Genomic DNA, 24327 nt, shown 5'->3' on the forward strand with positions numbered 1-24327 from the left:
AGAGTGCAGACATGTTTAGGGGAACGCATCGACACAGTCTGGACAGCAAGGGCCGCATGAACGTCCCCGCGCGTTTCCGCGACTGGTTGAGCGCCCACTGCGACGGGCAATTAATCATTACCATTGATGCCCAGAGCCGGGAAGGAGAACGCTGCCTGGTCGCTTACCCCCTGCCCACCTGGGAAAAGGTCGAACGCCGCATCGCCGAACTCCCCAGCAACAATACCGCGGCCCGTCAGTTTCAACGCCTTTTTGTGGGGCAGTCTGAAGAACTCCGCCTGGATGCCCAAGGCCGCGTCCTCCTTTCTCCCAACCTGCGCAAATTCGCCGAGCTGGACAAGGAATTGGTACTGGTGGGTCAGATCGACAAATTTGAAATCTGGGATGCTGCCCGTTGGGACATCTGCCAGGAAAACTGGCTGGCCAACGCCGATAGTTTCGCCGGCTTGGGTGATCTGGTCCTGTGAGAGGTGAAAATGAACCAAGCACAGCACACGTTGCAGTTCTTCTGGCAGAAACCATCGCTGTCCTGCGTCCGGCACTCCATACCGGTGCGCCGGTGCGCTGTGTCGACGCGACCGGTGGGCGCGGCGGCCACAGTGCGGCCTTGCTGGCCGAGCTCGGAGCGGCGGACACCCTGCTCATCCTCGACCGCGACCCGACCGCCATTGCCACATTGCGCGCCCGTTTCGCGCAGGACTCCCGGGTGTATATCCGTCAGGCACGCTTCAGCCAATTGGCCGGGATACTCACTACGCTGGGGTGGGGGAGTGTGGATGCCATTCTCGCCGACCTCGGCGTCTCCTCCCCACAACTGGATGAGGCAGACCGCGGCTTCAGCTTCCTGCGCGACGGCCCTCTCGACATGCGCATGGACCCCGGGGCAGGCATGAGCGCCGCAGAGTGGCTGGCCATCGCACCCCAAGCAGAAATAACGCGGGTATTGCGCGAATACGGCGAGGAACGTTTTGCCCGCCCTATCGCCCGCGCCATCCTGCGTGTCCGGGAACAAACGCCGATCACCAGAACCTTGCAACTGGCGGACTTGATCGCTGAGCTACTGCCCCGTCACGAAATCGGACAGCATGCGGCCACCCGCAGTTTTCAGGGCATCCGCATTTTCATCAACCGCGAACTGGAAGAACTGGAAGCCTTTCTCCCCCAGGCCATGAATGCATTGCGCGCGGGCGGCCGGCTGGCGGTCATCAGCTTTCACTCTCTGGAAGATCGGTTGGTAAAACGTTTTTTCCGCGCTGACGGTTATCGTATCAGCGCTGACATACCCCTGCGGGCCAGCGAGCTCCCGCCTCTGCCGTGGCATCCTGTCGGTAAGGCGCTGCGGGCCAGCACCCGGGAAACTTACGACAACCCCCGTTCCCGCTCGGCCGTGCTGCGGGCTGCCGAAAGGAGTGCACGACATGCGGCGTAGCACCATTATTTTCGCCCTGCTGATTACCGCTACGCTATTCGGAATCGTCGCGGCAAGAGAGAATACCCGTAGCCAGTTCATCGCCTTACAGGAAGCCCAGGCCAAACATTTCGCCCTGGACAACCGCTGGGGCCAACTCCAATTGGAGCAGGCCACACTCGCTTCCAATGCCCGCGTGGGCGATATTGCACACCAAAAACTCGGACTTGCCGCCCCCAAAAACGATCAGATTGTCATGGTCAAAGCACCATGACCCATCCCGGCGCCCCCCTCCACTCGCCGCAACCCGTTACGCTTCCCGCGTGGCGGGCGGCCGCCGTATGGATGGTGGTTGCGCTGGGTTTGGCGGCGATCATGGCACAAGCCTGGCGCGCGCAGGTGGAACGCGGTCACTTTCTACGCAACCAGGGCGCACTGCGGTATCTGCGACATTTCGCCTTGCCGGCGCAGCGCGGCCCCATTCTCGATCGTTCCGGTAAAGCGTTAGCTCTGTCCGTCCCGGTGCAAACCCTCTGGGTAGATCCCCGGTTGTTTAACCCGCAGCAAGCACATTGGCCACAAATTGCCGCCGCCTTAGGAATCAGCACAACCGTCCTTACCACACGGATCCATAGCGGCGGCAGCCGATTCACCTTCCTTGCTCGCCAGATTGCTCCAGAACGTGCCGCTGCTATTCTCGCCCTGCATGTACCCGGTTTATACAGCCTCAATGAAAATAGGCGTTACTATCCGTCCGGCAGCATCGCCGCGCCATTGCTCGGTTTCACCAATGTGGACGAACGCGGCATTGAAGGGTTGGAACTGGCCTATAACCAGTGGCTACAGGGGAAGGCAGGACAGGAAACCGGGCTGCGCGACAATCTGGGACATCCGCTCGCCATCCTGGGCACAACCAAACCAGCCCTGCCCGGCCAGGCACTCACACTCAGCATCGACCGCAACATCCAGTATGTGGCGTACACCGCTCTCGCCTCCGCCGTACAGCGTTTTCAGGCGCGCTCCGGAGCAGCGGTGCTGATGAATGTGCATACCGGCGAAATTCTCGCCATGGTCAGCTATCCCTCTTTTAACCCCAATGATCGCGCCGATTACCAGCCAGACCTCTACAACAATCGCGCCGTCGCCGATACTTTCGAGCCAGGCTCGGTGGTGAAACCTTTTACCATCGCTGCCGCATTGGATGACGGCAGCATTCAGCCCAATTCCACGTTTGATGTGAACACCAACTGCTTTCGGGTGGCCCATTACTGCATTCAGGACGATGTCCGTCACGGCACCCTCGACCTCGCTCAGGTGCTCAAGTATTCCAGCAACATTGGCGCGGCGAAAATTTCCCTGCGGACACCGCCTGCCGATCTCTACCAGATGCTGCGCAATGTCGGTTTTGGGCAGGTAAGCGGCTTAGGACTGCCGGGGGAAACGGGCGGTGCGGTCCCCACATGGCAAGGTTGGGATGTGGCGCGGCGTGCCGCCATGGCTTACGGTTATGGTCTCTCCGTCACCCCTTTGCAACTGGCGGCGGCTTACGGCGCCATCGCCAATAACGGGGTCTATGTCCAACCCACCTTACTGCGCAGCACCAGCAACACCCCCCTGCACAGTCAGCAGGTCATACCGGCCGCCACTGCGTCGCGACTGCGCGACTGGCTCGCCGGGGTGACCAGTCGGGGCGGCACCGGTTTCCTTGCCGCGATTCCCGGCTATTCGGTAGCCGGGAAAACCGGCACGTCCATCATGGCCAATGGTAAGGGCGGTTTTCATAAGCATCAAGTGAATACCACCTTTGTCGGCTTCGCGCCCGCTAACAATCCGCGATTCGTCATGGCCGTAGTGGTGCGTGGACCAACTCAGGGCTGGCGTTATGGCGGGGTAGTCGCCGCCCCGGTATTTCGGGTGACCATGAGCGCTGCCCTGCATCAAATGGGCGTACAACCCGATGCCAGCGCCGGCGCCTGGAATGCCGCGGCAGGGAAACCCAGAAGCGCGGACCAGGAGCGGCGTTGGGCCGAGGGGGCTGGCGATGCCGCACACTGAGACACTCGCCAGCTTGTTGCCCGCCACGCCTACTGCCTTGGCGGGAATTGCCCTGCAGGGCATTGAAACCGATACCCGCCGCCTGCGACCGGGCATGCTCTACGTCGGATTGAACACCAGCCATGGTGACGGTCGGCAATTTTTGCAACAGGCTTGGGCGGCAGGTGCAAGCGCAGCGCTGTTGGAAGGCGGTGAAGAGAGCACTTACACCGAACAGGGTCACCCCGTCTGGCAAAGCCCGCAGGCGCGGGCTTTGCTCGGTAGGGCATTGCGCCGCTGGCATCGCTGGGACGCGGGTCAGGCGCCCGTCATCATTGGTGTTACCGGTACCAACGGCAAGAGCAGCGTCACCCGCCTCATCGCCGAACTCGCGCCGCAGCCCGCTATGATCATCGGCACCCTTGGCTACGGCCGCGTGGACGCGCTTATCTCCCAAGTCAATACCACACCGGACCCGGTCCCTTTGTGGCAGACCCTGGCGACGCTGCGCGATCAGGGCGCCAAGGTCATCGCCATGGAAGTCTCCTCCCATGCGCTCGCGCTGGAACGGGTTGCGGCAGTACCCTTTTCCGTTGCCGTATTTACCAATCTCAGTCGGGACCATCTTGATTTTCATGGGGACATGGCGCACTACGGCGCGACCAAAGCCCGCCTCTTCCAGACGCCAGGCCTCCAATTGGCCGTAGTAAACAGCGACGACACATTTGCTGGGCAGATCGCTGCCGCGGTGTTGCCGAAAGTCCGGCAACTGCGCTTCGGGGTAAAAAGCGGCGACTACCAGGCTGTCGAGTGGCATCCCGGGGCCAGCGGTACCCTGCTCGACCTGCATACCCCTAGCGGCCCGCGGCGCCTGCGCAGCCCCCTCATCGGCAACAGCAATATTCAGAATCTGCTGGCTGCGCTGGCCACTGCTGAGGGTATGGGCTGGCCGGTCAATGACGCCGCCATCGCCGGACTCGATTTGCCGGAAGGCCGATATCAGCGCTTGGCTCCGGTCCCCGGCAAGGCACAGGTGATGATCGACTATGCCCACACCCCCGACGCGCTGCAGCGGGTGCTGACCGACCTGCGCGAAGTCGCTAAGGGTGCCGTGACCGTGGTCTTTGGCTGTGGTGGTGATCGGGATCGTGGCAAACGACCGGAAATGGGGCGGGTGGCCGAACGCCTTGCCGACCACGTCATTCTCACCGACGATAACCCGCGCAGCGAAGCACCCGAGGCTATCGTCAACGACATCCTGGGCGGTATGGAACGGCCCGGTCAGGCTACCGTGATCCATGACCGCGCGGCGGCCATCCGGGCCGCCATCATTGCATCGCAGGTCGGGGATTGGGTGCTCATTGCCGGTAAGGGACACGAGCGCATCCAGGAGATACTGGGACAACGTTTACCCTTTCAGGATCGCAGTATTGCCGCGGAGGTGCTCAGCGCATGATCCGCTATTCACTGAAAGAAATCGCTGGAATAACCGGGGGTAAGCTGTTGCCCGGCAGCGCTGGCCGCAAAGAAATTCAGGGCATCGCCACGGACAGCCGCCAGCCGATGACGGGACAACTTTTTGTCGCATTGCGCGGCGACCGCTTCAATGGCGAGGACTTCGTGCCTGATGCTCTTGCTCAGGGCGCCGGGGCCGTGCTGATCGGCGCCCCCGCCGCCGCACCCGGCGTCTTGGTGGGGGATACCCTGATAGCGTTGCAGACATTGGCCGCCCAATGGCGGCGGCGGTTCAGCCTGCCGCTGCTGGCGGTGACCGGCTCCTGCGGCAAAACGACGGTCAAAGAGGTACTCACCGCCATTCTTAACGAGTCCGGCCCGGTGCTTGCCACACTCGGCAATCAGAATAATCACGTCGGCGTGCCTCTGACGCTCGCCAGACTCGGTCCGGAGCATCGCTACGCGGTGCTGGAAATGGGCATGAATCACCCCGGCGAACTCACCCTCCTCAGCGGGCTGGCGCGACCCACCCTGGCCCTGATCAACAATGCCGCCCCCGCGCATCTGGAAGGTCTCGGCAGCATTGCCGCCATTGCCGCAGCCAAAGGCGAAATTCTCTCCGGTCTAGACAATCGCGGTATCACGATCCTCAATGGCGATGATCCCTTCGCGGATTTCTGGGCGGAACGGGCGCCGGGCGAGGTCTGGCGCTTCAGCTTAGAGCATCGCCCGACGCGGGTACGCGGACACTGGCACGCCCACGAACAGGGTGGCGGACATCTGGAGGTGCGCGCTCCGCAAGGGCAATTCACTCTGGAGATTCCCTTGCCCGGTCAACACAATGGCCGCAATGTCCTGGCGGCCACGACCGCGGCACTGGCGCTCGATATTCCCATTCCGCAGATTCAACGGGCGGTGGCCGGACTGAAGACCATCCCTGGGCGTTTACAGTGGCGCTCCGGCCCTCATGGCAGTCGGCTTCTCGACGACACTTACAACGCCAATCCGGCTTCTCTGGAAGCCGCCCTGCGCGTGCTCGCCACGCAGGGCGGCCAATGCATTCTCGTCCTGGGTGACATGGGTGAACTCGGTCCCGAAGCCGCACTTTACCATCGGCAGGCGGGGACACTGGCGCGGCAACTCGGTATTGAGCGCCTTTACACACTCGGCCCGCTGGCAGCAGAAGCAGCCGATGCCTTCGGCGTCGACGCCGAAGCCTTCTCCGAATTGCCCCCTTTACTAACTGCCCTGCAAAGTCGCCTGGACGGCGACACCGTGGTACTGATCAAAGGCTCCCGCGCCGCCCACATGGAACGCGTCGTACAGGCACTAACCGGGGGGAACGCCTGATGCTCTACGCCCTCTTTATGGAACTCGGCAACCTTTATCACGGCTTTTACGTGTTTCACTATCTGACCCTGCGCGGCGTATTGGCCGTCCTTACCGCATTGCTCCTCTCGTTGTTCATCGGTCCCTTCTTTATCGCCCGCCTGCGTCGGTACAAAATCGGTCAGATGGTCCGCAATGACGGCCCCGAAACCCACCTGAGCAAACAGGGTACACCCACCATGGGCGGCGCCCTGATCCTGCTGATAGTCGTCCTGACGACGCTGCTCTGGTCGGATTTGCGTAATCCGCTGGTCTGGGTGGCGGTGCTCACTACCCTGGCCTTTGGCGCCATCGGCTTCAGCGACGACCGGCGCAAGCTGCAGCGCAAAAACAGCAAAGGACTCTCGGCGCGGGCCAAATATGGTTTACAGTCGCTGGTGGCCTTCGCCGCGGCGAGTATGCTCTACGCCCTGGCCAACAAGCCGATAGAGACCAGTCTGATCCTGCCTTTTGTACCACATGTACTGATCCCGCTGGGCATCGGCTTCATCCTGTTCAGTTATTTCGTGATTGTCGGCACCTCCAATGCCGTCAACCTGACCGACGGACTGGATGGCTTGGCCATTGTACCGACAGTCATGGTCGCAGCGGCTTTAGGAATATTCGCTTACGTGTCCGGCAACGCGGTCTTCGCCCACTACCTGGATGTGCCCTGGGTGCCGGGCTCTGGACAAATGCTGATTTTCTGCGGGGCACTGGTGGGCGCGGGACTCGGTTTTCTCTGGTTTAACACGTATCCGGCCGAGGTTTTCATGGGCGATACCGGCGCCCTGGCGTTAGGCGCGGCGCTGGCCATCGTCGCCATCATCGCCCGTCAGGAACTCGTGCTGGTCATTATGGGCGGCGTTTTTGTGGTAGAAACCTTATCCGTCATCATCCAGGTGGCCTCTTTCCGGCTCACCGGTAAACGGGTCTTCCGTATGGCGCCCCTGCACCATCATTTTGAGAAAAAAGGCTGGCCCGAACCCCGGGTGGCGGTCCGCTTCTGGATCATCACCGTGATTCTGGTCCTCGTCGGTCTTTCCAGCCTGAAGATACGCTGACATGGATCTCAACGGCAAAAAGGCATACATCGTCGGCATGGGCAAGACGGGACATTCCCTCTTGCGCACCGCCCTGCGCCTGGGTGCCCGTTGCCAGGTCGCGGACACGCGCCGGCTAGAAGACGCCGCCAATTTGCGGCAACGTTACCCAGACGTTGATTTCCATTTTGGCGATCTTCCCGAAGACCTGTTCCTGGGTGCGGATATCATTCTGCTCAGCCCAGGACTGATGCCGACATTGCCCGCCTTGCGCCGCGCCAGACAAGCGGGCATAGAGATCATCGGCGATATCGAACTTTTCGGCCGTATCGCCCGGACGTCCATCGTCGCCATCACCGGCAGCAATGGCAAAAGCACGGTCACCACTTTGCTTGGCGAGATGGCACAAGCCGCCGGACTACGCGCCGCCGTCGGTGGCAACCTCGGCGTCCCCGCCCTCGACCTTTTGCCGGAAACGGGTCCCGAGCCGGAGCTCTATGTCCTGGAACTGTCCAGCTTTCAGCTCGCTGCCTGCCAACATTTTCGCCCACGCGCCGCCGCCATCCTCAACCTGAGCCCCGACCATCTGGATTGGCACGGCGATTATACGGCCTATGGTGCCGCCAAGGTGCGCATTTTCCAGGCGATGGGGGCGGGGAATACCCTGGTACTGAATGCCGAAGACACCTTTACCGCCGCCCTCCCCGCTCAGGTTCCGGCAGGAGTGCAACTGCGGTTCTTTGGACGGGCAGGCGATCGCGACGCCTATACCGCCGATGGTCAGCTCTGCCTGCGCGCCGACGGTGCGTTGCTGGCTTTGGATCAACTCCTGCTGCGCGGTGGGCATAACACCGAAAATGCGTTGGCGGCGGCATTGCTCGCGCGCGCCGTGGATATCCCACTTACCGCCATTCGGCAGGCCTTGCGCAATTTCTCCGGTTTGCCCCACCGCCTCGCCTGGATTGCTGAGGTGAACGGGGTGAACTACTACGACGACTCCAAGGGCACCAATTTGGGCGCCACCCTCAAAGCCATGTCCGGCTTGCCGGGACCCCTGGTGATGATCCTGGGCGGCGATGCCAAAGGGGCCGACCTGAGTCCGCTGCGGGAAGCCTGTCGCGGTCAACGGGGGGCCGTCGTCCTTGGTAAGGATGGCCCGCAAATAGCCGCGCTGCTGACTGACGTGTTACCGGTGCAAGCCGCCGACAGCATGCCAGCGGCGGTACAGGCGGCAGCGGAGATGGCGCGGAGTGGCGACCAGGTACTGCTCTCACCTGCCTGTGCCAGCACGGACATGTTCATCGATTATCAGGATCGCGGCCGTCAGTTTGCCGCAGCCGTGCAGACCGTGACGGGGAGAGTGGCATGACCAGGCCAAGTTGGTGGTTAGCGGAAGACGGCCCTGCCGATTATGTTCTCTGGTGGGTCATTCTGACCTTGCTCGGCTTCGGCTTCATCATGGTCTACTCCGCCAGCGCGCCCATCGCCCAGCACGAGACCGGCAATCCTTTCTTCTTTGCCGAGCGGCAGGGCCTCTACGGCATTTTTGCCGCTGCGATACTCTATTACGCCAGCCGCATTGATCTGGATTTCTGGGAGCGCATCACTTTCCCGCTGATGGGCCTTTCCATCATCGCCCTACTTATTGTTTTTATACCATTTGTCGGCGTATCGGTGAATGGCTCCCATCGCTGGATCAACTTCCTCATTGTCCGCCTGCAGCCTTCCGAGTTGCTGAAATTTGCCTTGCTGCTTTTCCTCGCCCGCTACGTGGTACGTAAGGGGGAGTTGCTGGGCCGTTTCAAAGAGGGGCTCTGGCCGATTTTTGTGGTGCTCGGTCTGCTGGGTGTGCTCCTGCTCCTGCAACCGGATTTCGGCTCTTACGCGATGGTGGTGCTCCTCACCGGAGTGATGCTCTTTCTGGGCGGCCTGCCCTTGGGTTACGTCATCCTGGCCGGCGCCGTATCGGGTAGCGCGCTCGGAATCCTGGCCATATCAGCGCCTTATCGCCTGGCCCGCATCACGACCTTCCAAAACCCCTGGGCAGATCCTTACGGGGCCGGATTCCAGTTGGTGCAATCTCTCATTGCCTTTGGGCGTGGCGGTCTCTTCGGAGTCGGTCTGGGCGACGGGGTAATGAAATATTTCTACCTGCCCGAGTCCTATACCGACTTCATTCTGGCGGTGATCGGCGAAGAGCTCGGCATGATCGGGGTGTGGTCCCTGACGATTCTCTATGGCATCGCCTGCTGGCGGATCTACCGCGTCGGCCGCCGTGCCGCGGCGGCCGGTGATGCCTTCTTCGCTCTTTTCTGTTACGGCACGCTGACCTGGTTTGGGGGCGAGGCGGTTATGTCCATGGGCGTGAATCTTGGCGCTCTGCCGACCAAAGGTTTTGCCCTGCCGCTGATCAGTTACGGCGGCAGCGCCCTGGTCTTCCTCTGCGCAGCCCTGGGTGTCGTCCTCGGCGTCAGCCGCCGTTATCCGGCTGTGCCCAAAAGCAAAATCGTCGTCCGGGAGGAACTCCAGAATGGCTGACAGCGTCCTGATCGCAGCCGGCGGCACTGGCGGCCATGTCTTCCCGGCCCTGGCGGTCGCCGACGCACTGCGCGCCCGGGGCGTGGAGGTCGCTTTTGCGGGAACGGCTGCCGGGATGGAAGCACGCCTGGTGCCGGAACGCGGCTACCCGCTGTATACCCTGGACATGCAGGGCCTGCGCGGCAAAGGCATGGGGCGCTGGTTGCGTGCACCCTGGCGGGTGAGCAAGGCCATCCTCCAGGCCCGGCAGATTTTGCGGCGGACCCGGAGCCACGTGGTCCTGGGCATGGGCGGTTACGTCGCCGCACCCGTCGGCATCGCCGCCTGGACTCTGGGACGCCCACTCTGCCTGCATGAACAAAATGCCATCGCCGGGCTCAGCAATCGTTTGCTGGCCCCACTGGCCAGGCGTATTTTTCTCGGCTTTCCCGGCACCCGTCTGACCCGCGGTGAGTGGGTGGGAAATCCGGTGCGCGCGGCTATTCGCGCCTTGCCGACACCGCAGGAACGCTTCCACAGCCGTAAAGGGCCGGCGCACCTGCTCATCATGGGCGGCAGTCAGGGCGCCAAGGTGCTCAACGAAGTCAGTGTCGCCGCGTTGAGCGGCATGACCGCTGCCGAGCGCCCTGCCATCTGGCACCAGACAGGTAAGGATCACGTGGAAAGCACGCAGGCGGCTTACACGCAGGCGGGCCTTGACGCTCGGGTAGAACCCTTTATAGAGGATATGGCCGCGGCGCTGGGTTGGGCCGACCTCGCCCTCTGCCGCGCCGGCGCCGCCACCATCGCCGAACTCGCCGCCGCTGGTCTCGGCGCCGTCCTGATCCCCTTTCCCTTCGCGGTGGACGACCATCAGGCCGCCAACGCCCGTTTTCTGGAGGAGGCCGGTGCGGCCAGGATGCTGCGTCAGGAAGGACTGGACGCCATACAATTGCGCGACGTGTTGAACCCCTTGCTGACCGACGCCGCACTCCGCCTGCGCTGGGCAGAAGCCGCGCGCGCGCAGGCCAAGGGCGACGCCGCCGCCACCGTTGCGACAGCGTGCGTAGAATATGACGGAGGCAACAATGCGTAACTGGGTCCGCCAAATCCACATGGTCGGCATCGGCGGCAGCGGCATGCGCGGCATCGCCGAAGTGCTGTTGAATCTCGGCTATGCCGTCTCCGGCTCCGACTTACATCCCGGCAGTTCCACTCTGCGTCTGACGGACTTAGGGGCGCGGATTTTCAGCGGCCACGAAGCGGCCAATGTGCGCGGCGCGGATGTGGTCGTGATTTCTTCGGCCGTTCCCGAAAGCAATCCAGAGGTGCAAGCCGCCCGCGAACTGCGCATCCCCGTCATCCGCCGCGCCGAGATGCTGGCGGAGTTGATGCGCTTCAAGCAGGGCATCGCCATCGCCGGCACCCACGGCAAGACCACCACCACGAGCCTGGTGGCCAGTATTCTCGGCGCTGGCGGACTGGACCCCACCTTCGTCATCGGCGGCCGCTTGAAGAGCGCGGGCACCCATGCCGCCCTCGGCAGTGGCGAATATCTGGTGGCAGAAGCGGACGAATCTGATGCATCCTTCCTCTATCTCTCGCCCGTCATGGCCGTCGTCACCAACATCGACGCCGATCACATGGAAACCTACGGCGACAGCCTCGATAATCTGCGCGGCGCCTTCCTGCAATTTCTCCAGCGTCTGCCCTTCTACGGCCTCGCCGTCCTCTGCACCGATGAACCCATGGTCGCCGGCCTCATCCCCGAATTGCGCACCCCCGTACTGCGCTACGGCTTCGGTGACGATGTGGATTTACAAGCGCGCGATGTCGCCGTGCACGGCATCGGCAGTCGCTTCGCCGTGTGGCGGCGGGTGGACAGCGACTATGTCCACTGGCTGGACGTAGAACTGGGCATCCCCGGCCGCCACAACGTCCTCAATGCCCTTGCCGCCATCGGCATCGCCAGCAAGGTGGGCATACAGGAATCCACTATTGCCAACGCTCTGGCCGACTTCCGTGGGGTCGGCCGCCGCTTTGAGCTGGTCGGTACATTCGACGGAATCACCGTGGTGGATGATTACGGCCATCACCCCCGGGAAATCGCCGCCACTATCGCCGCAGCCCGCTCCGTATGGCCGGAGCGACCGCTGGTGGTGGCCTTTCAGCCCCATCGCCACAGCCGCACGCAAGCACTCTTCGGTGATTTCGTCAGCAGTCTGGCGGCGGCGGATCGGGTGATCCTGACGGACATTTACAGTGCTGGTGAAAAGGCCTTGCCCGGCGTCAGCAGCCGCGCCCTCGCTACGGCCATGGCCGCGCAAGGGGTGTCTGTCCGCTTCCTGCCTGATTTACTCACGGCGCCGCGACACATCCGCGCCGAACTCCCCGCCGGGGCCGTACTGCTGACCCTCGGCGCGGGCAGCATCGCCAGTCTGGCGGCGCAATGGTCCCAGGTCTTCGCGGAGGATCCCGCATGATGCCCGCCATCGGGGGTCGTCTACGCTTGGGAGAACCCATGCACCGCCACACCAGCTGGCGGGTCGGCGGTCCGGCCGATCGTTTCTATCTGCCCGGCACGCTGGAAGATCTGCAGGCTTTCCTGCAGGGTTTCGCCGTCGCCCCCCTCACCTGGCTCGGGCTGGGCAGCAACGTGCTGGTGCGCGATGGCGGCCTGCGCGGCACCGTCATTTGCCTCGCCAACACCCTGGATGAAATCACCCTCGACGCGTCCGGCCTGGTCCGTGCCGGAGCGGGCGCGGGCGCAGTGAAGATCGCCCATTTCGCCGCCAAGGCCGGGCTCGCCGGCGCCGAATTTCTGGCCGGCATTCCCGGCACCCTGGGCGGCTGTCTCAGTATGAATGCCGGCGCCCACGGTGGCGACACCTGGAGCCTGGTGGAATGGGTCGAGATATTACATCCCGATGGCCAACTGCAACGCCTGTCTCGCGCCGAGTTTCAGATTGGTTACCGGGAAGTTCTGGGTCAGGGCGCGGCCTGCTTCGTCGCTGCAGGATTACGCCTGACCCCCGAAGACCGCGACACCGTCATGCAGCGCCTGCGTACCTGGCAAGAACGCCGCGCCGCCACCCAGCCTCTGGAATGGCCGAGCTGCGGTTCCGTCTTCCGCAACCCACCCGGCGATCATGCCGCCCGGCTCATCGAAGCGGCGGAACTCAAGGGCATACGCTATGGCGATGCCGAAGTAAGTATCCAGCACGCCAATTTCATCATCAATCGCGGTGCTGCCCGCGCCGAGGAGATTGAAGCACTGGTGGCCAACGTGCAACAAGAGGTTTTCAGCCGCTTTGGTATCGAACTCCAGCCGGAGATGCGCGTTATCGGGGAGGTGGCCGATGTCTGATTTGCTCCGCATAGCCGTACTTTATGGGGGTCCCTCCGGCGAGCGCGAAGTTTCCCTCGACAGCGGTCGCGCCGTATTGCAGGCGCTGCGGGGATTGGGCCTGGATGCCGTCGGCATTGACATCCAGCCGTCCATCCTTCAGCAGCAAGTGGCAGACAGCAAGGCGCACATCGTCTTCAACGTCTGCCATGGCGCGGTAGGCGAAGACGGCCTGTTGCAGGCCTGTCTGGAGACTCTCGACATACCCTATACCGGCAGCGGCATCCTCGCTTCCGCCCTCGCCATGGATAAATGGCGCTGCAAGCAGCTCTGGCGGGCAGCCGGTTTACCGGTGACCGACGGCATCCTGCTGCGCCGCGGCGAGAATGTACCTGATCTCGGCGCCCGCTTCGGTTGGTCCCTGTACATCAAGCCGAACCACGGCGGTTCCAGCCTTGGCGTCAGCAAAGTTACGGGTCCGGCAGAACTGGATGCGGCCTTGCAGAGCGCCTTTGCGATTGAAGACGAAGTCCTCTGCGAGGGCGCCGTCATCGGCCACGAAGCCACCGTTGGCATCCTCGACGGCCGCGCACTGCCGCCCATTGTCATCGAAACACCCCGCGCCTTCTACGACTACACCGCCAAGTATCTCGCCGACGATACCCGCTACCTCTTGCCCTCCGGCCTCGGCGCCACACTGGATCAGCAGTTGCAGACACTTGCGCTCAAGGCTTTTGCCGAACTGGGCGGTCGCGACTGGGGACGGGTCGACTTCATGATCAGCGGCGGCGGCCAGGCCCATCTGCTGGAAGTGAACAGTGTACCCGGCATGACCAGCCACAGCCTGGTCCCCATGGCCGCCCAAGCGATCGGCATGGATTTCCCGGAATTATGCAACGCCATACTGCGTACTGCGCAGAGGAGAGTGAAACATGGTTAGCGTCATGCGCGATTACCGCCATGGGCGGAACCCGCAGCGGCCTGCCGCCACCATCAAGGAGCCGCCCAAACGCAAGGCCGAAGCGGCGGCTCCACCCAAAGCACACCAACCCATCTCATGGCGACTTTACGGTCGCATGCTGATCGGCGGCGTCGGTCTCAGTGCCCTCGCCTGGGGGGGCTGGATGGGCTGGAACTGGGTGCGCGAACCACAGTTCATGCCCATCAGCACCCTGACCATTATCGGCAGCTCCGCGAGAATTCCGCTGCCCACGGTCAATACCATCCTCAAACCTTACATTGCTCAGGGTTTTCTCTGGGTAAACCCGAAGCAGGTACGCAATGCCCTCGATGCACTGCCTTGGGTCGCCGATACCGAAGTCCGCAGGGTCTGGCCCAATCGCTTGCAGATCGATATCAAACCCGAAGTGCCCGTGGCCCGCTGGCTGGGCGGCACCGGACAAATGGTGAATGCCCAAGGTCAGGTGTTCAGTGTTCCTCCCAGTCAGGTCCCCGATAATCTGACGAATCTCGAAGGACCGGCGGATAGCGGTGCCAGACTGATTTCACAGATGGCCAAATTCAATCAGATCCTCACCCCTCTGGGCGTCAAGGTGCTGGATTTGCAAGAAGATCAACGCGGCGGCTGGCGTTGCATTCTCAGCAATAAGGTGCGCCTGCTGCTGGGCAGTGAAAACATCCTTCCCGCTTTAACACGGTGGGTGACTATTGTCCCCCAAGTCAAAGAATACCTCGTGCCAGGGGCCACCATGGACTTGCGCTACACCAACGGCTTTGCGGTCGCCATGCCCGCGGCGGCCACCATCAGCAGTCAGTAACGGATCACCGATCCGAAGGAGCAAGATGAAATGAAACGCAGCAATCCTGAACTCATCGTCGGTTTGGACATCGGCACCTCCAAGGTCGCCTGCATCGTCGCCCAGTCCAGGGGCGGTCGTGAGGCGGAGATCATCGGCGTCGGTCAACATCCCTCCCGAGGCCTCAAAAAGGGTGTGGTCGTCGACATCGAATCCACCGTGCAGGCCATCACCCGCGCCGTGCAGGAAGCGGAACTGATGGCCGGTGTGCAGATTCACGGCGCGGTGGTCGGCATTGCCGGCGGCCACATCCGCGGCTATAACAGCCACGGCATCGTCGCCATCAAGAACAAGGAAGTCAGCCATGAGGACGTTGGCCGGGTCATGGACGCCGCCCGTGCCATCGTCATTCCACAGGATCAGAACGTCATTCATATTCTGCCCCAGGAATTCATGATTGACAGCCAGGAAGGCGTCCGTGAGCCCGTCGGCATGTCCGGCGTGCGCCTGGAGGCCCGGGTGCATATCGTCACCGGTGCCGTCAGCGCCGCGCAAAACATCACCAAATGCGTCGAACGCTGCGGCTTGCAGGTACAGGATCTGGTCCTCGAACAGCTCGCCTCCGCCGATGCTGTCCTCACCGCCGATGAGAAAGAACTCGGTGTCTGCCTGGTGGACATCGGCGGTGGTACCACGGATATCGCCATCTTCCGCGATGGCGCCGTTCGCCATACCGCCGTCATCCCCATTGCCGGCGATCAGGTCACTAACGACATCGCTCTCGGCCTGCGCACCCCACCCGTCGACGCGGAAAATATCAAAAAACTCTACGGCTGCGCCCTCGGTGACCTCATCGAGCAAGATGAAGAAATCCCCGTCCCCAGCGTCGGCACGCGCCCGCCCCGGACCATATCCCGACGCATTCTCGGCGACATCATCGAACCCCGCATCAAGGAACTCTTTGAGCTGATCCAGGCTGAGCTGCGGCGCACCGGCTATGAAGATATGGTCGCGGCTGGAGTGGTCATTACCGGCGGTTCCAGCAAGCTGGAAGGTATGGCCGAACTGGCCGAGGAAATCCTCCACCTGCCAGTGCGCGTCGGTGAACCCATGCATTTGCCCGGCATGGAAACCGTCGTTCATACGCCGGGCCATGCCACGGGGGTGGGCCTGGTCATGTATGGTCTCCACAATCAAGTGGTAAGCCAGGCAGAGCCTTTACAGAACCCGGCTATTGCGGCACGGGAAAATCATATGGATACCAGCTTCGGCGGCATTTTTCGCAAGATGCGCTCCTGGGTACAGACGAGCTTTGGCTAATTTCTGCTTGCAGGGCTGAGGCACACCATTTTGCAGGACTTCAAGAAGAGGAAAGACCATGTTTGAACTCAATGAATGTGAACAGGAAGGCGCGGTCATCAAAGTGATCGGCGTCGGTGGCGGCGGCGGTAATGCCATCAACAACATGTGTATAGCGGGTCTGGAAGACGTGGAATTCATCACTGCCAATACCGATGCCCAGGCGCTACGCCATTCCCACGCCAACCATATCATCCAGCTCGGCGCCCAGATCACCCGCGGCCTCGGCGCTGGCGCGGATCCGGAAGTCGGCCGCAAGGCTGCCGAAGAAGGCCGTGACGAAATCCGCGCAGCTTTAGAGAAGGCCGACATGGTCTTCATCACCACCGGCATGGGGGGCGGCACCGGCACCGGCGCCGCCCCCGTGGTGGCGGCCATTGCCCGCGACATGGGCATCCTTACCGTCGGCGTGGTCACCAAGCCCTTCAACTTTGAGGGCAAGAAACGTCAGCAGCACGCCCTCTCCGGCATCGACGAACTCTCCCAGTACGTGGACTCACTGGTCATCATCCCCAATGAAAAACTGTTGTCCGTCCTTGGCAAGAACATCAGCCTCAGGGATGCCTACCAAGCCGCCGACAACATCCTCCTTGGCGCCGTGCAGGGCATCGCCGAGTTGGTCACCCGCCCCGGTCTGATGAACCTCGACTTCGCCGATGTCCGCACCATCATGTCCGGCATGGGCCTTGCGATGATGGGTGCCGCCAGCGGTCGCGGCGAAAACCGCGCCAAGGACGCGGCCACCCGCGCTGCTTCCAGTCCGTTGCTGGATGACATCAACCTCTCCGGCGCCCGCGGCATTCTGGTCAACATCACCGCTGGCATGGACCTGACCCTGGGCGAGTTTGAAGAGGTCGGTGAACTGATTCGTGGCTATGCCGCCGATGATGCCAACGTCAAGGTCGGTACCGTGCTCGATCCAGAACTGGAAGGGGAGCTGCGGGTCACTGTGGTCGCCACCGGTCTGCAGCGGGAACCCGTGCGTCTGGCGGTCGAAAATATTCGCACCCGTCCGGCCCCGGCCACTGCCGCAGACTGGCGCAATCTCGACAAGCCCACCGGCATGCGTCAGGCGGCTGAACACCCCGCGGCCTCGGTAGCCGCCGCGCGCGGCGGCAATAACACCCCAAACTATGCCGACCTGGACATCCCCGCCTTTTTACGCCGCCAGGCGGACTAAGGCCGACAACGGCAGGTCAGCGCGATAAAGGCGCTTGACCTGGACGGCAGCGTTCTTTGCCCGGCCGCGGCCCCTTAGCCGCTGCCGGGCGCACCAGTTCGTCTGCATCCGCCAGCAATCGGGCATCCAGGGTAAGGGTCCGCCACGGATATTCCGTCGTTTTTCTCTATAGATCCGGCAACACGGCCCCTGTCGCCAAGGCACTACAGTGTGGTTAGCCCACCACCATGTGCCCAGAAGAGTCCTGGGCGACAGCGCTCATCGCCTTGCGGTAACGACTGAGATCCTTGGCACTCTGAATGGGCGTTTCGAGCAAAGCGGAAAGATTACGCAAAATGCCATTGACTACCTTACCCTCCCAGATCACATCGAAATGAATCTGGGTATCCAGCCATTGCTCCAGCCAGCCCGGGTCCGGCAAATGGCTTTGCACACTGTCTTCGGGGTACATGGCCTTATTGACATGGAGATTGGTGGGATGCAATGCCTTCGCCGTCTTGGTGTTAGCCATGAGCACGCCAATCTTGGCAAAGGCCAGGCGTGCGGTATCCCCAAGACGATCAATAGCACGCCGCATATATTTAAGGTAAATACCTGCGTGCCGAGCCTCATCCTTGGAAAGCACCTCGTAAATCGCGCGAATCACCGGTTCGCTATGCCACTGTGCCGCGCATTTGTACCAATGCGTCAGACGAATTTCGCCACAAAAATGGAGCATGAGCGTCTCCATCGCCGGGGCTGGATCAAATTCAAAACGCACGTTGTGCAACTCTTCTTCTGTCGGCAGATACTCCGGCGCGAAGCGGCGCAAATATTCCATGAGCACCAAGGCATGCTTCTGCTCTTCATAGAACCAGATGGACATGAAAGCCGAGAAATCGGAGTCATTCCGGTTGTCCCGGAGAAACATCTCCGTCGCCGGAAGTGCGGACCACTCGGTGACCGCGTTCATCTTGATCGTGCGCAATTGCTCATCGCTCACCAGATCACGGTCAAACTGCTCCCAGGGAATATCCGTAGCCATGTTCCAGCGTGCGGCCTCCAGCGATTTGAACAACTCAGGGTATAACATAACAAACACACCTCTCTCTGGCGTTTTCAATAATGGGGCCTGGACATCTCAGTCTTTCCACCCATTTGACGAAAATTGCGCGCCGCCCCCAGGCATTGCGGCAAAATCCGCGAAGCTTCACATACACCCGCCGTATTCTACGCCAAATCCCCGCCTTGGGCGATGACCCCATTTATTTCCCCTGGCCGCCGCCCCAGGCACGAATGACCTAGATTTATCCGGCCATTTGCGGCAGACTTTACGGATATACTTAGCGTTACGCGGAAGCCATGACTGGATCATCTCCTCATATCCTTGTACTGCATGGACCGAACCTGAACCTGCTGGGTAGCCGTGAGCCCGACCATTATGGGCGGGCTACCCTCGCTGAGATCGAGGTCGGGCTGCAGACGCGCGCGCAGGGATGGGGCTGGCGACTGCGCAGCCTGCAGAGCAACGCCGAACACATACTGATCGATGCCGTTCAGGAAGCGGCCCGTCAGGGCGTTACATACATCATCATCAACCCCGCGGCCTTCACCCACACCAGCGTCGCCCTGCGCGATGCTCTGGCCGCTGTCCAGATTCCCTTTATTGAAGTGCATTTGTCCAACATCCATGCACGGGAACCGTTCCGCCAACACTCCTATTTCTCCGATCTCGCCCAAGGCGTCGTCGCGGGACTCGGTGCGGATGGATATTTCCTGGCGCTGGATGCCATTCATCGGCGCTTGAAGCGCAACAACTCATAACTGATACCAAGGAAAGAGCATGGATATCCAATTCATCCGCCGCCTGGCCGAGCTGCTGGAAAAAAGTGCCATTGATGAAATAGAAGTGGTCGAGGGCGATAACAAAGTCCGAATCACCCGGCACGTCGCGCCTGCGCATACGGCACCGACCGTTACCTGCACTCCGCCAATGGCAGGTGCTGCGGCAATGCCCACCGCTGCACCGGTAGCGACCACGTTCGCCGCTGTTGAGCAGCCGCCTCAAGGCTCCACGATTAAATCGCCCATGGTTGGCACCTTTTACCGCGCCGCCTCCCCCGAAGCCTCGCCCTTTGTGGAAGAAGGCAGCATTATCAAGGCGGGTCAGACCCTCTGCATTATCGAAGCCATGAAGTTGCTCAACGAAATTGAAGCCGACATCTCCGGAAAAGTAATCAAGGTCCTCGCCAGCAATGGCCAACCCGTCGAATACGGTGAACCCCTGTTCATCATTGCTCCCGAGAATGGAGATGTTTGAAAAAATCCTCATTGCCAACCGCGGCGAGATTGCCCTGCGTATTCAGCGCGCCTGCCGCGAACTGGGCATCCGCACCGTCGCCGTCCACTCCGAGCCTGATCGCGATCTTCTGCATGTCAAACTCGCCGACGAGTCGGTGTGTATCGGTCCGGCGCCCAGCGACAAAAGCTATCTGAATATTCCCGCCGTGATTGCGGCCGCCGAGGTAACGGATGCCGAAGCCATTCATCCCGGCTACGGCTTCCTTTCGGAAAATGCTGACTTCGCCGAGCGGATCGAAAAAAGTGGCTTCGCCTTTATCGGCCCGCGTGCCGAAACCATCCGTCTGATGGGCGACAAAATTGCCGCCAAGGCGGCCATGAAGAAGGCCGGAGTGCCCTGTGTGCCGGGCTCCGACGGAGCTTTGCCCGACGATAATGAAACCCTCAAAACCATTGCCCGCGAGATCGGTTACCCCGTCATTCTCAAGGCCGCTGGTGGTGGTGGTGGGCGCGGTATGCGGGTAGTGCATACGGAGGCGCACCTTATCAACGCCGCCAATCTGACCCGCGCAGAGGCGGGCAAGGCTTTCGGCAACCCCACCCTGTACATGGAAAAATTCCTGGAGACGCCGCGCCATATCGAGTTTCAGATACTCTGCGATGCCCATGGCCATTGCGTTCATCTGGGCGAACGGGACTGCTCGGTGCAGCGCCGCCATCAAAAAGTGATCGAAGAAGCCCCCGCTCCCGGCATCAGCGCCGCCCAGCGGGCTGAAATCGGCGCTTCGGTAGTCAGGGCCTGCGAGGATATGGGCTATCGGGGCGCCGGCACGATCGAGTTCCTCTACGATCCGGGCAGCCAGACCTTCTACTTCATTGAAATGAATACACGCGTGCAGGTCGAGCACCCGGTCACGGAGCTGATTACCGGCATCGACATCATCAAGGCTCAGATCCGCATTGCAGCGGGCCTGCCTCTTGGGATTCGGCAGGAAGATGTCGTACTCAGCGGTCACGCCATCGAATGCCGCATCAATGCCGAAGACCCGGAGCGTTTCGTACCCTCTCCTGGACAAATCACCGCCTGGCACCCGCCCGGCGGGCCAGGCATCCGGGTCGACAGTCACATTTATGCGGGTTATCGCGTGCCACCCTTCTATGACTCCATGATCGGCAAAATCATCGCGTTCGGAGGCAACCGCGAGGAGGCCAATATGCGTATGCGCAGCGCCCTGCGCGAGACCACCATTGAGGGTATCCAGACCAATATCCCCCTGCACCGGCGTATCCTGGAAGAGGCCCAGTACGCCGCAGGCGGGGTGCACATCCACTATCTGGAGGCCTTGCTCGACCTATGAAGATTGCCTGGTGGCAGCTCGACATGCGTGTCCCCGCGGCAGCCGCGGCAGCCATCGAGGCGCGATTGCTGGATGCCGGGGCAGAAGCCGTCACCTTTCTTGAGGGCGATGATAGTGAAGCCGTGTTCGATGAAGGCCTGATCTGGCAGAACAGCCAGTGCCAGGCATTGTTTCCTGCCGACGACCATAATGAAGCGATTCTGCAAAGACTGGTCAGAGACAATGACTGGCAGCAATTCGCAGTACAATTCACGCCGCTGGAGGAACAAGACTGGGTGGCGGCGACGCAGGCTGCTTTCCCGGCACGCTGCTTCGGTCGCCTCTGGATCGCCCCCAGTTGGGATGCGGCGCCCGCCGACGCCACTCGTGTGCTGCATCTCGATCCCGGCCAGGCCTTTGGCACCGGCGCCCACGCCACCACGGCGCTCTGCCTGCGTTTCCTGGACGCGCGCATCCGCGGGGGCGAAAGCCTTATCGATTACGGTTGCGGCTCCGGTATCCTGGCCATCGCCGGGCTGCTGCTGGGGGTCGACCATGCCTTCGGCGTAGATACGGACCCCGTTGCGCTGCAGGTAGCCGCCGCCAACGCTGAAAGCAATGGTGTCAGTACCGGCCTGCAACTCGCGCTACCGGAAAACGCCAGCCTGCCCATGGCCGACATTCTGGTCGCCAACATTTTGGCGGCCCCCTTGTTGGCCCTCGCCGTCACCTTGGCTGACGCGGTCCGTCCCGGAGGCTGGATCGCCCTGTCCGGCATCCTGCACCGTCAAGAAGCGGAGATTACCGCCGCCTATAGACCCTATTTCGATCTCGCCGCCCCGCAACACGAAGAAGACTGGTCGCTCCTCTATGGCCAGCGCAAAATCGGAGTATGACCATGGAAATCATCTGCCCCCGCTGTGAATCGACCTTCGCCACCGATAACAACGCGTTGCGCGAGCATCACTATCAAGCGAAATGCAGCGTCTGCCAGCAAATCTTCCATTTCGATATCGCCGCAGAGGATACGCGTTCCGGTAGCAGCCTGGGGCGCTTTCTGGGTAAACTTCTGCTCATCCTGACCATTACCCTGCTGATTATCGCCCTGATCGGGCAGGCACTTTGGTGGACACGCAGTTATAGTTACGCCGCCACCAGCGCGCCAGTGCGCCGCATCTTACTGAGTAGCGCCGAACAATTGGGCGTCACCATCCCGTGGCCGGGTCCTAACAAAGAGATCCGTATTTTAAACAGTCAGGTTACCCAGGCGGGGAAGCATCTGGCGCGCATCACCGGCAACATCGAAAATGTGGCCAATAAAGTCCAGGCCTACCCGGTGATCGAAGTCACCCTCAGCAATGTCTACGGTGCGCCGATAGCGCATCTGCAGTTTACCGCCGCTCAATACCTGAGAGGCGCATTCCATGCCCGCTCCGGGTTTGTTCCCGGCACTGCGGTACCATTTACACTCAGCAGCCCCGCATTAACGACCGCAGCCGGTTACCAAGTCACGCTCCTCAGTCGCCCCTGAGCAGGGCTGGCCATGGAAACCACGAACCTATCGTTGAGCGATTGTGTGACCGCAGTCATGGACCGCTATTTGGCAGATTTGCAGGGCGAGGTACCCAGTAATTTGCATGCGATGATAATAGGCGAAGTGGAGCGCGCACTGCTTGCCAACACGCTGCAGCACTGTAACGGGCAACGCGGCACGGCTGCCCAGTGGTTAGGCATTAATCGCAACACCTTGCGTAAAAAACTACAAGCCTACGGATTAGATACCTGAATAAGCTGCGGGGCAGCTTGCACCACCGCTTGCGAATTCAGACCGCCCGCCTTGCCGCCGCTATTCAGGTACTGCCGATAATAAGCGAGTACCCGCGGCACGTATGCCTGGGTTTCCGCAAAAGGCGGGATATGATAACCCGCCTGGATCACGGCCTTCGATCCCGCGTTGTAGGCGGCTACGGCCAGTTTCAGGTCACCACTAAATACCCGCAACAGATGGGCCAGATACGCCGTGCCACCATTGATGTTGTCAGCCGGGCTGAAGGAGTTGGCCACCCCGAAACGATCCGCCGTTGCCGGAATGAGTTGCATCAGCCCGACCGCTCCTTTGGGTGAAACCGCCCCTGCATTATAACCGGACTCGGCGCTAATCACGGCGTTAACCAGCGCCGGACTGACTCCATAACGGCTAGCCGCCGCCCGAATCAGTGCCTGATAATGCGCCCTGGCCACCCGGTTAAAATCTGCGCGCGCCATGGCTACCGCCATTTTCGGCGTTCGCATGACCATCCGGTACCTGTCATTCCCGCCAGGCACATTGGTCAAATGCACTACCCCACTGCTATCGGTATACGCATAAATATTGGCCTCCGCCGTGCTTCCACAAAGGAGCAGCATCGTGCTGAGCAGCAGGCCAAGCCTCACTATTTCACCACCCGCAGTGAAGGGCGCTCGGACTTACCTATGGGTTTGTCCGCGCTCTCCACACCGCCGCCCTCTGGGGACGACGGCGGTGTGGTTGGAATTTCGGGATCGGCAAAACCCATCCCCTCCTGTGTCTCCGCGGCGTAAATCGCCGCCACAGCCGCCATCGGTACATCTACCGTGCGGGCGACCCCACCAAAGCGGGCATTAAAAGTAATCCAGTCATCCGCCATATTGAGACTGTGGCAAGCGCGCGGCGAAACATCAAGAATCATCCGTCCATCCTTTTCGTAGCCACTCGGAACAGACACCCCCGGATAAGCCACAACCACCAGGATATACGGGGTATAACCCTGGTCCACACACCACTGATAGATGGCATTGAGCAGATAGGACTTAGCACTTTCAGGTAACAATTTTGTTCTCCATCATCAGCATCCAGCCATATAACCCGTGCAGGCGACAGACACAAGGGCAGCGCCTGTCGCCGCTGCGTTAAAAATCATCCATGAACCAGTTTATAGCCGATTTTTCGGAATTCTCAAGATTGTTCAGATACCGACGGTGGGATCAGGCAAGTACACGCCGCTGTCAAACCTCAGTCCAATATAACATATCCATTTGTTTAAACAAGATTTCCGCTAATAGAGGCGCACAGAACGAGGCATTTTGGCGCATTCAGAAAAAAGTACACCGCTATTACCGCAATATCTAAAATATGAGGCACAATACCCGCGCTTTGGTGACCACTGTACCGCCCCCGGCAAGGCCCCAGGGGGGCGCGGCGGCGCGGCGCTGAGTGCCGACATG

The 24327-nt window shown here is 61.2% G+C and carries 25 protein-coding genes; 22 read left to right on the top strand and 3 right to left on the bottom strand.

The genetic code is table 11. The annotated features are described in order from the left end of the window. The first annotated feature begins 11 nt into the window (after positions 1–11). From mraZ to ftsZ, 16 genes are read left to right on the top strand one after another with little or no spacing between them, the layout of a single operon-like run. On the top strand, positions 12–467 hold the full coding sequence (gene mraZ, locus PJU76_RS11655; RefSeq protein WP_064218194.1) for a division/cell wall cluster transcriptional repressor MraZ: 456 nt from the start codon (positions 12–14) through the stop codon (positions 465–467). Beyond that, positions 464–1429, top strand: a complete 966-nt coding sequence (rsmH, locus tag PJU76_RS11660) for a 16S rRNA (cytosine(1402)-N(4))-methyltransferase RsmH (RefSeq protein WP_271779654.1) — start codon at positions 464–466, stop codon at positions 1427–1429. Before mraZ ends, rsmH begins: the two co-directional genes overlap by 4 nt. Beyond that, positions 1419–1682: a cell division protein FtsL gene (gene ftsL / locus PJU76_RS11665; protein ID WP_064218192.1), complete on the top strand. Its 264-nt coding sequence runs from the start codon at positions 1419–1421 to the stop codon at positions 1680–1682. Before rsmH ends, ftsL begins: the two co-directional genes overlap by 11 nt. Continuing rightward, entirely contained in the window at positions 1679–3463 is a 1785-nt protein-coding gene (locus PJU76_RS11670; protein WP_271779655.1) for a peptidoglycan D,D-transpeptidase FtsI family protein, read from the top strand. Before ftsL ends, PJU76_RS11670 begins: the two co-directional genes overlap by 4 nt. Next, positions 3450–4898: a UDP-N-acetylmuramoyl-L-alanyl-D-glutamate--2,6-diaminopimelate ligase gene (locus PJU76_RS11675; RefSeq protein ID WP_271779656.1), complete on the top strand. Its 1449-nt coding sequence runs from the start codon at positions 3450–3452 to the stop codon at positions 4896–4898. Before PJU76_RS11670 ends, PJU76_RS11675 begins: the two co-directional genes overlap by 14 nt. After that, positions 4895–6247 carry a UDP-N-acetylmuramoyl-tripeptide--D-alanyl-D-alanine ligase gene (locus PJU76_RS11680; RefSeq protein ID WP_271779657.1) on the top strand — a complete coding sequence of 451 codons (1353 nt, stop codon included), beginning with the start codon at positions 4895–4897 and terminating at the stop codon, positions 6245–6247. The genes PJU76_RS11675 and PJU76_RS11680 overlap by 4 nt, the downstream gene beginning before the upstream one ends. Continuing rightward, positions 6247–7329, top strand: a complete 1083-nt coding sequence (mraY, locus tag PJU76_RS11685) for a phospho-N-acetylmuramoyl-pentapeptide-transferase (protein WP_271779658.1) — start codon at positions 6247–6249, stop codon at positions 7327–7329. The genes PJU76_RS11680 and mraY overlap by 1 nt, the downstream gene beginning before the upstream one ends. A gap of 1 nt (position 7330) precedes the next feature. Then, positions 7331–8677: a UDP-N-acetylmuramoyl-L-alanine--D-glutamate ligase gene (gene murD, locus PJU76_RS11690; RefSeq protein ID WP_271779659.1), complete on the top strand. Its 1347-nt coding sequence runs from the start codon at positions 7331–7333 to the stop codon at positions 8675–8677. Next, on the top strand, positions 8674–9846 hold the full coding sequence (gene ftsW, locus PJU76_RS11695) for a putative lipid II flippase FtsW (RefSeq protein ID WP_271779660.1): 1173 nt from the start codon (positions 8674–8676) through the stop codon (positions 9844–9846). The genes murD and ftsW overlap by 4 nt, the downstream gene beginning before the upstream one ends. Further along, positions 9839–10921 carry an undecaprenyldiphospho-muramoylpentapeptide beta-N-acetylglucosaminyltransferase gene (gene murG / locus PJU76_RS11700; RefSeq protein WP_271779661.1) on the top strand — a complete coding sequence of 361 codons (1083 nt, stop codon included), beginning with the start codon at positions 9839–9841 and terminating at the stop codon, positions 10919–10921. Before ftsW ends, murG begins: the two co-directional genes overlap by 8 nt. Next, on the top strand, positions 10914–12308 hold the full coding sequence (murC, locus tag PJU76_RS11705; RefSeq protein WP_271779662.1) for a UDP-N-acetylmuramate--L-alanine ligase: 1395 nt from the start codon (positions 10914–10916) through the stop codon (positions 12306–12308). The genes murG and murC overlap by 8 nt, the downstream gene beginning before the upstream one ends. Beyond that, on the top strand, positions 12305–13192 hold the full coding sequence (gene murB, locus PJU76_RS11710; protein ID WP_271779663.1) for a UDP-N-acetylmuramate dehydrogenase: 888 nt from the start codon (positions 12305–12307) through the stop codon (positions 13190–13192). Before murC ends, murB begins: the two co-directional genes overlap by 4 nt. Then, positions 13185–14111 carry a D-alanine--D-alanine ligase gene (locus PJU76_RS11715; protein ID WP_271779664.1) on the top strand — a complete coding sequence of 309 codons (927 nt, stop codon included), beginning with the start codon at positions 13185–13187 and terminating at the stop codon, positions 14109–14111. Before murB ends, PJU76_RS11715 begins: the two co-directional genes overlap by 8 nt. Beyond that, positions 14104–14949, top strand: a complete 846-nt coding sequence (locus PJU76_RS11720) for a cell division protein FtsQ/DivIB (RefSeq protein ID WP_271779665.1) — start codon at positions 14104–14106, stop codon at positions 14947–14949. The genes PJU76_RS11715 and PJU76_RS11720 overlap by 8 nt, the downstream gene beginning before the upstream one ends. Before the next feature lie 30 nt (positions 14950–14979). Then, complete coding sequence (ftsA, locus tag PJU76_RS11725) at positions 14980–16248, top strand: cell division protein FtsA (protein WP_215849785.1); 1269 nt, start codon at positions 14980–14982, stop codon at positions 16246–16248. A 58-nt stretch (positions 16249–16306) separates the two neighbouring features. After that, positions 16307–17467: a cell division protein FtsZ gene (gene ftsZ / locus PJU76_RS11730; RefSeq protein ID WP_271779666.1), complete on the top strand. Its 1161-nt coding sequence runs from the start codon at positions 16307–16309 to the stop codon at positions 17465–17467. Positions 17468–17681: 214 nt separating this feature from the next. On the opposite strand, the gene PJU76_RS11735 is transcribed toward ftsZ, so the two are convergent. After that, positions 17682–18539 (bottom strand): diiron oxygenase, encoded by an 858-nt coding sequence (locus tag PJU76_RS11735; RefSeq protein ID WP_271779667.1) that lies wholly within the window; start codon positions 18537–18539, stop codon positions 17682–17684. A 269-nt stretch (positions 18540–18808) separates the two neighbouring features. Here PJU76_RS11735 and aroQ point away from each other — a divergent pair, with 269 nt between their 5' ends. The 6 genes from aroQ to PJU76_RS11765 are packed head-to-tail and all read left to right on the top strand — an operon-like array spanning position 18809 to position 22870. Beyond that, entirely contained in the window at positions 18809–19270 is a 462-nt protein-coding gene (gene aroQ / locus PJU76_RS11740) for a type II 3-dehydroquinate dehydratase (protein WP_215880029.1), read from the top strand. A gap of 19 nt (positions 19271–19289) precedes the next feature. Beyond that, positions 19290–19766: an acetyl-CoA carboxylase biotin carboxyl carrier protein gene (accB, locus tag PJU76_RS11745; protein ID WP_271779668.1), complete on the top strand. Its 477-nt coding sequence runs from the start codon at positions 19290–19292 to the stop codon at positions 19764–19766. Continuing rightward, positions 19759–21105 (top strand): acetyl-CoA carboxylase biotin carboxylase subunit, encoded by a 1347-nt coding sequence (gene accC / locus PJU76_RS11750; RefSeq protein WP_215861802.1) that lies wholly within the window; start codon positions 19759–19761, stop codon positions 21103–21105. The genes accB and accC overlap by 8 nt, the downstream gene beginning before the upstream one ends. Then, positions 21102–21980 carry a 50S ribosomal protein L11 methyltransferase gene (prmA, locus tag PJU76_RS11755; RefSeq protein ID WP_271779669.1) on the top strand — a complete coding sequence of 293 codons (879 nt, stop codon included), beginning with the start codon at positions 21102–21104 and terminating at the stop codon, positions 21978–21980. The genes accC and prmA overlap by 4 nt, the downstream gene beginning before the upstream one ends. A gap of 2 nt (positions 21981–21982) precedes the next feature. Next, positions 21983–22615 (top strand): zinc-ribbon and DUF3426 domain-containing protein, encoded by a 633-nt coding sequence (locus tag PJU76_RS11760; RefSeq protein WP_271779670.1) that lies wholly within the window; start codon positions 21983–21985, stop codon positions 22613–22615. Positions 22616–22627: 12 nt separating this feature from the next. After that, positions 22628–22870, top strand: coding sequence for a helix-turn-helix domain-containing protein (locus tag PJU76_RS11765; RefSeq protein WP_271779671.1), 243 nt, complete (start codon positions 22628–22630; stop codon positions 22868–22870). Here the strand turns inward: PJU76_RS11765 and PJU76_RS11770 are convergent. Both PJU76_RS11770 and PJU76_RS11775 read right to left on the bottom strand, forming a co-directional pair. Then, positions 22852–23490 carry a transglycosylase SLT domain-containing protein gene (locus PJU76_RS11770; RefSeq protein ID WP_271781013.1) on the bottom strand — a complete coding sequence of 213 codons (639 nt, stop codon included), beginning with the start codon at positions 23488–23490 and terminating at the stop codon, positions 22852–22854. The genes PJU76_RS11765 and PJU76_RS11770 overlap by 19 nt on opposite strands. Positions 23491–23516: 26 nt before the next feature. Next, on the bottom strand, positions 23517–23933 hold the full coding sequence (locus PJU76_RS11775) for a ClpXP protease specificity-enhancing factor (RefSeq protein ID WP_271779672.1): 417 nt from the start codon (positions 23931–23933) through the stop codon (positions 23517–23519). Positions 23934–24327 lie beyond the last annotated feature (394 nt).

The sequence above is a fragment of the Acidithiobacillus ferriphilus genome (assembly GCF_028215975.1).
Classification (GTDB): Bacteria; Pseudomonadota; Gammaproteobacteria; order Acidithiobacillales; family Acidithiobacillaceae; genus Acidithiobacillus; species Acidithiobacillus ferriphilus.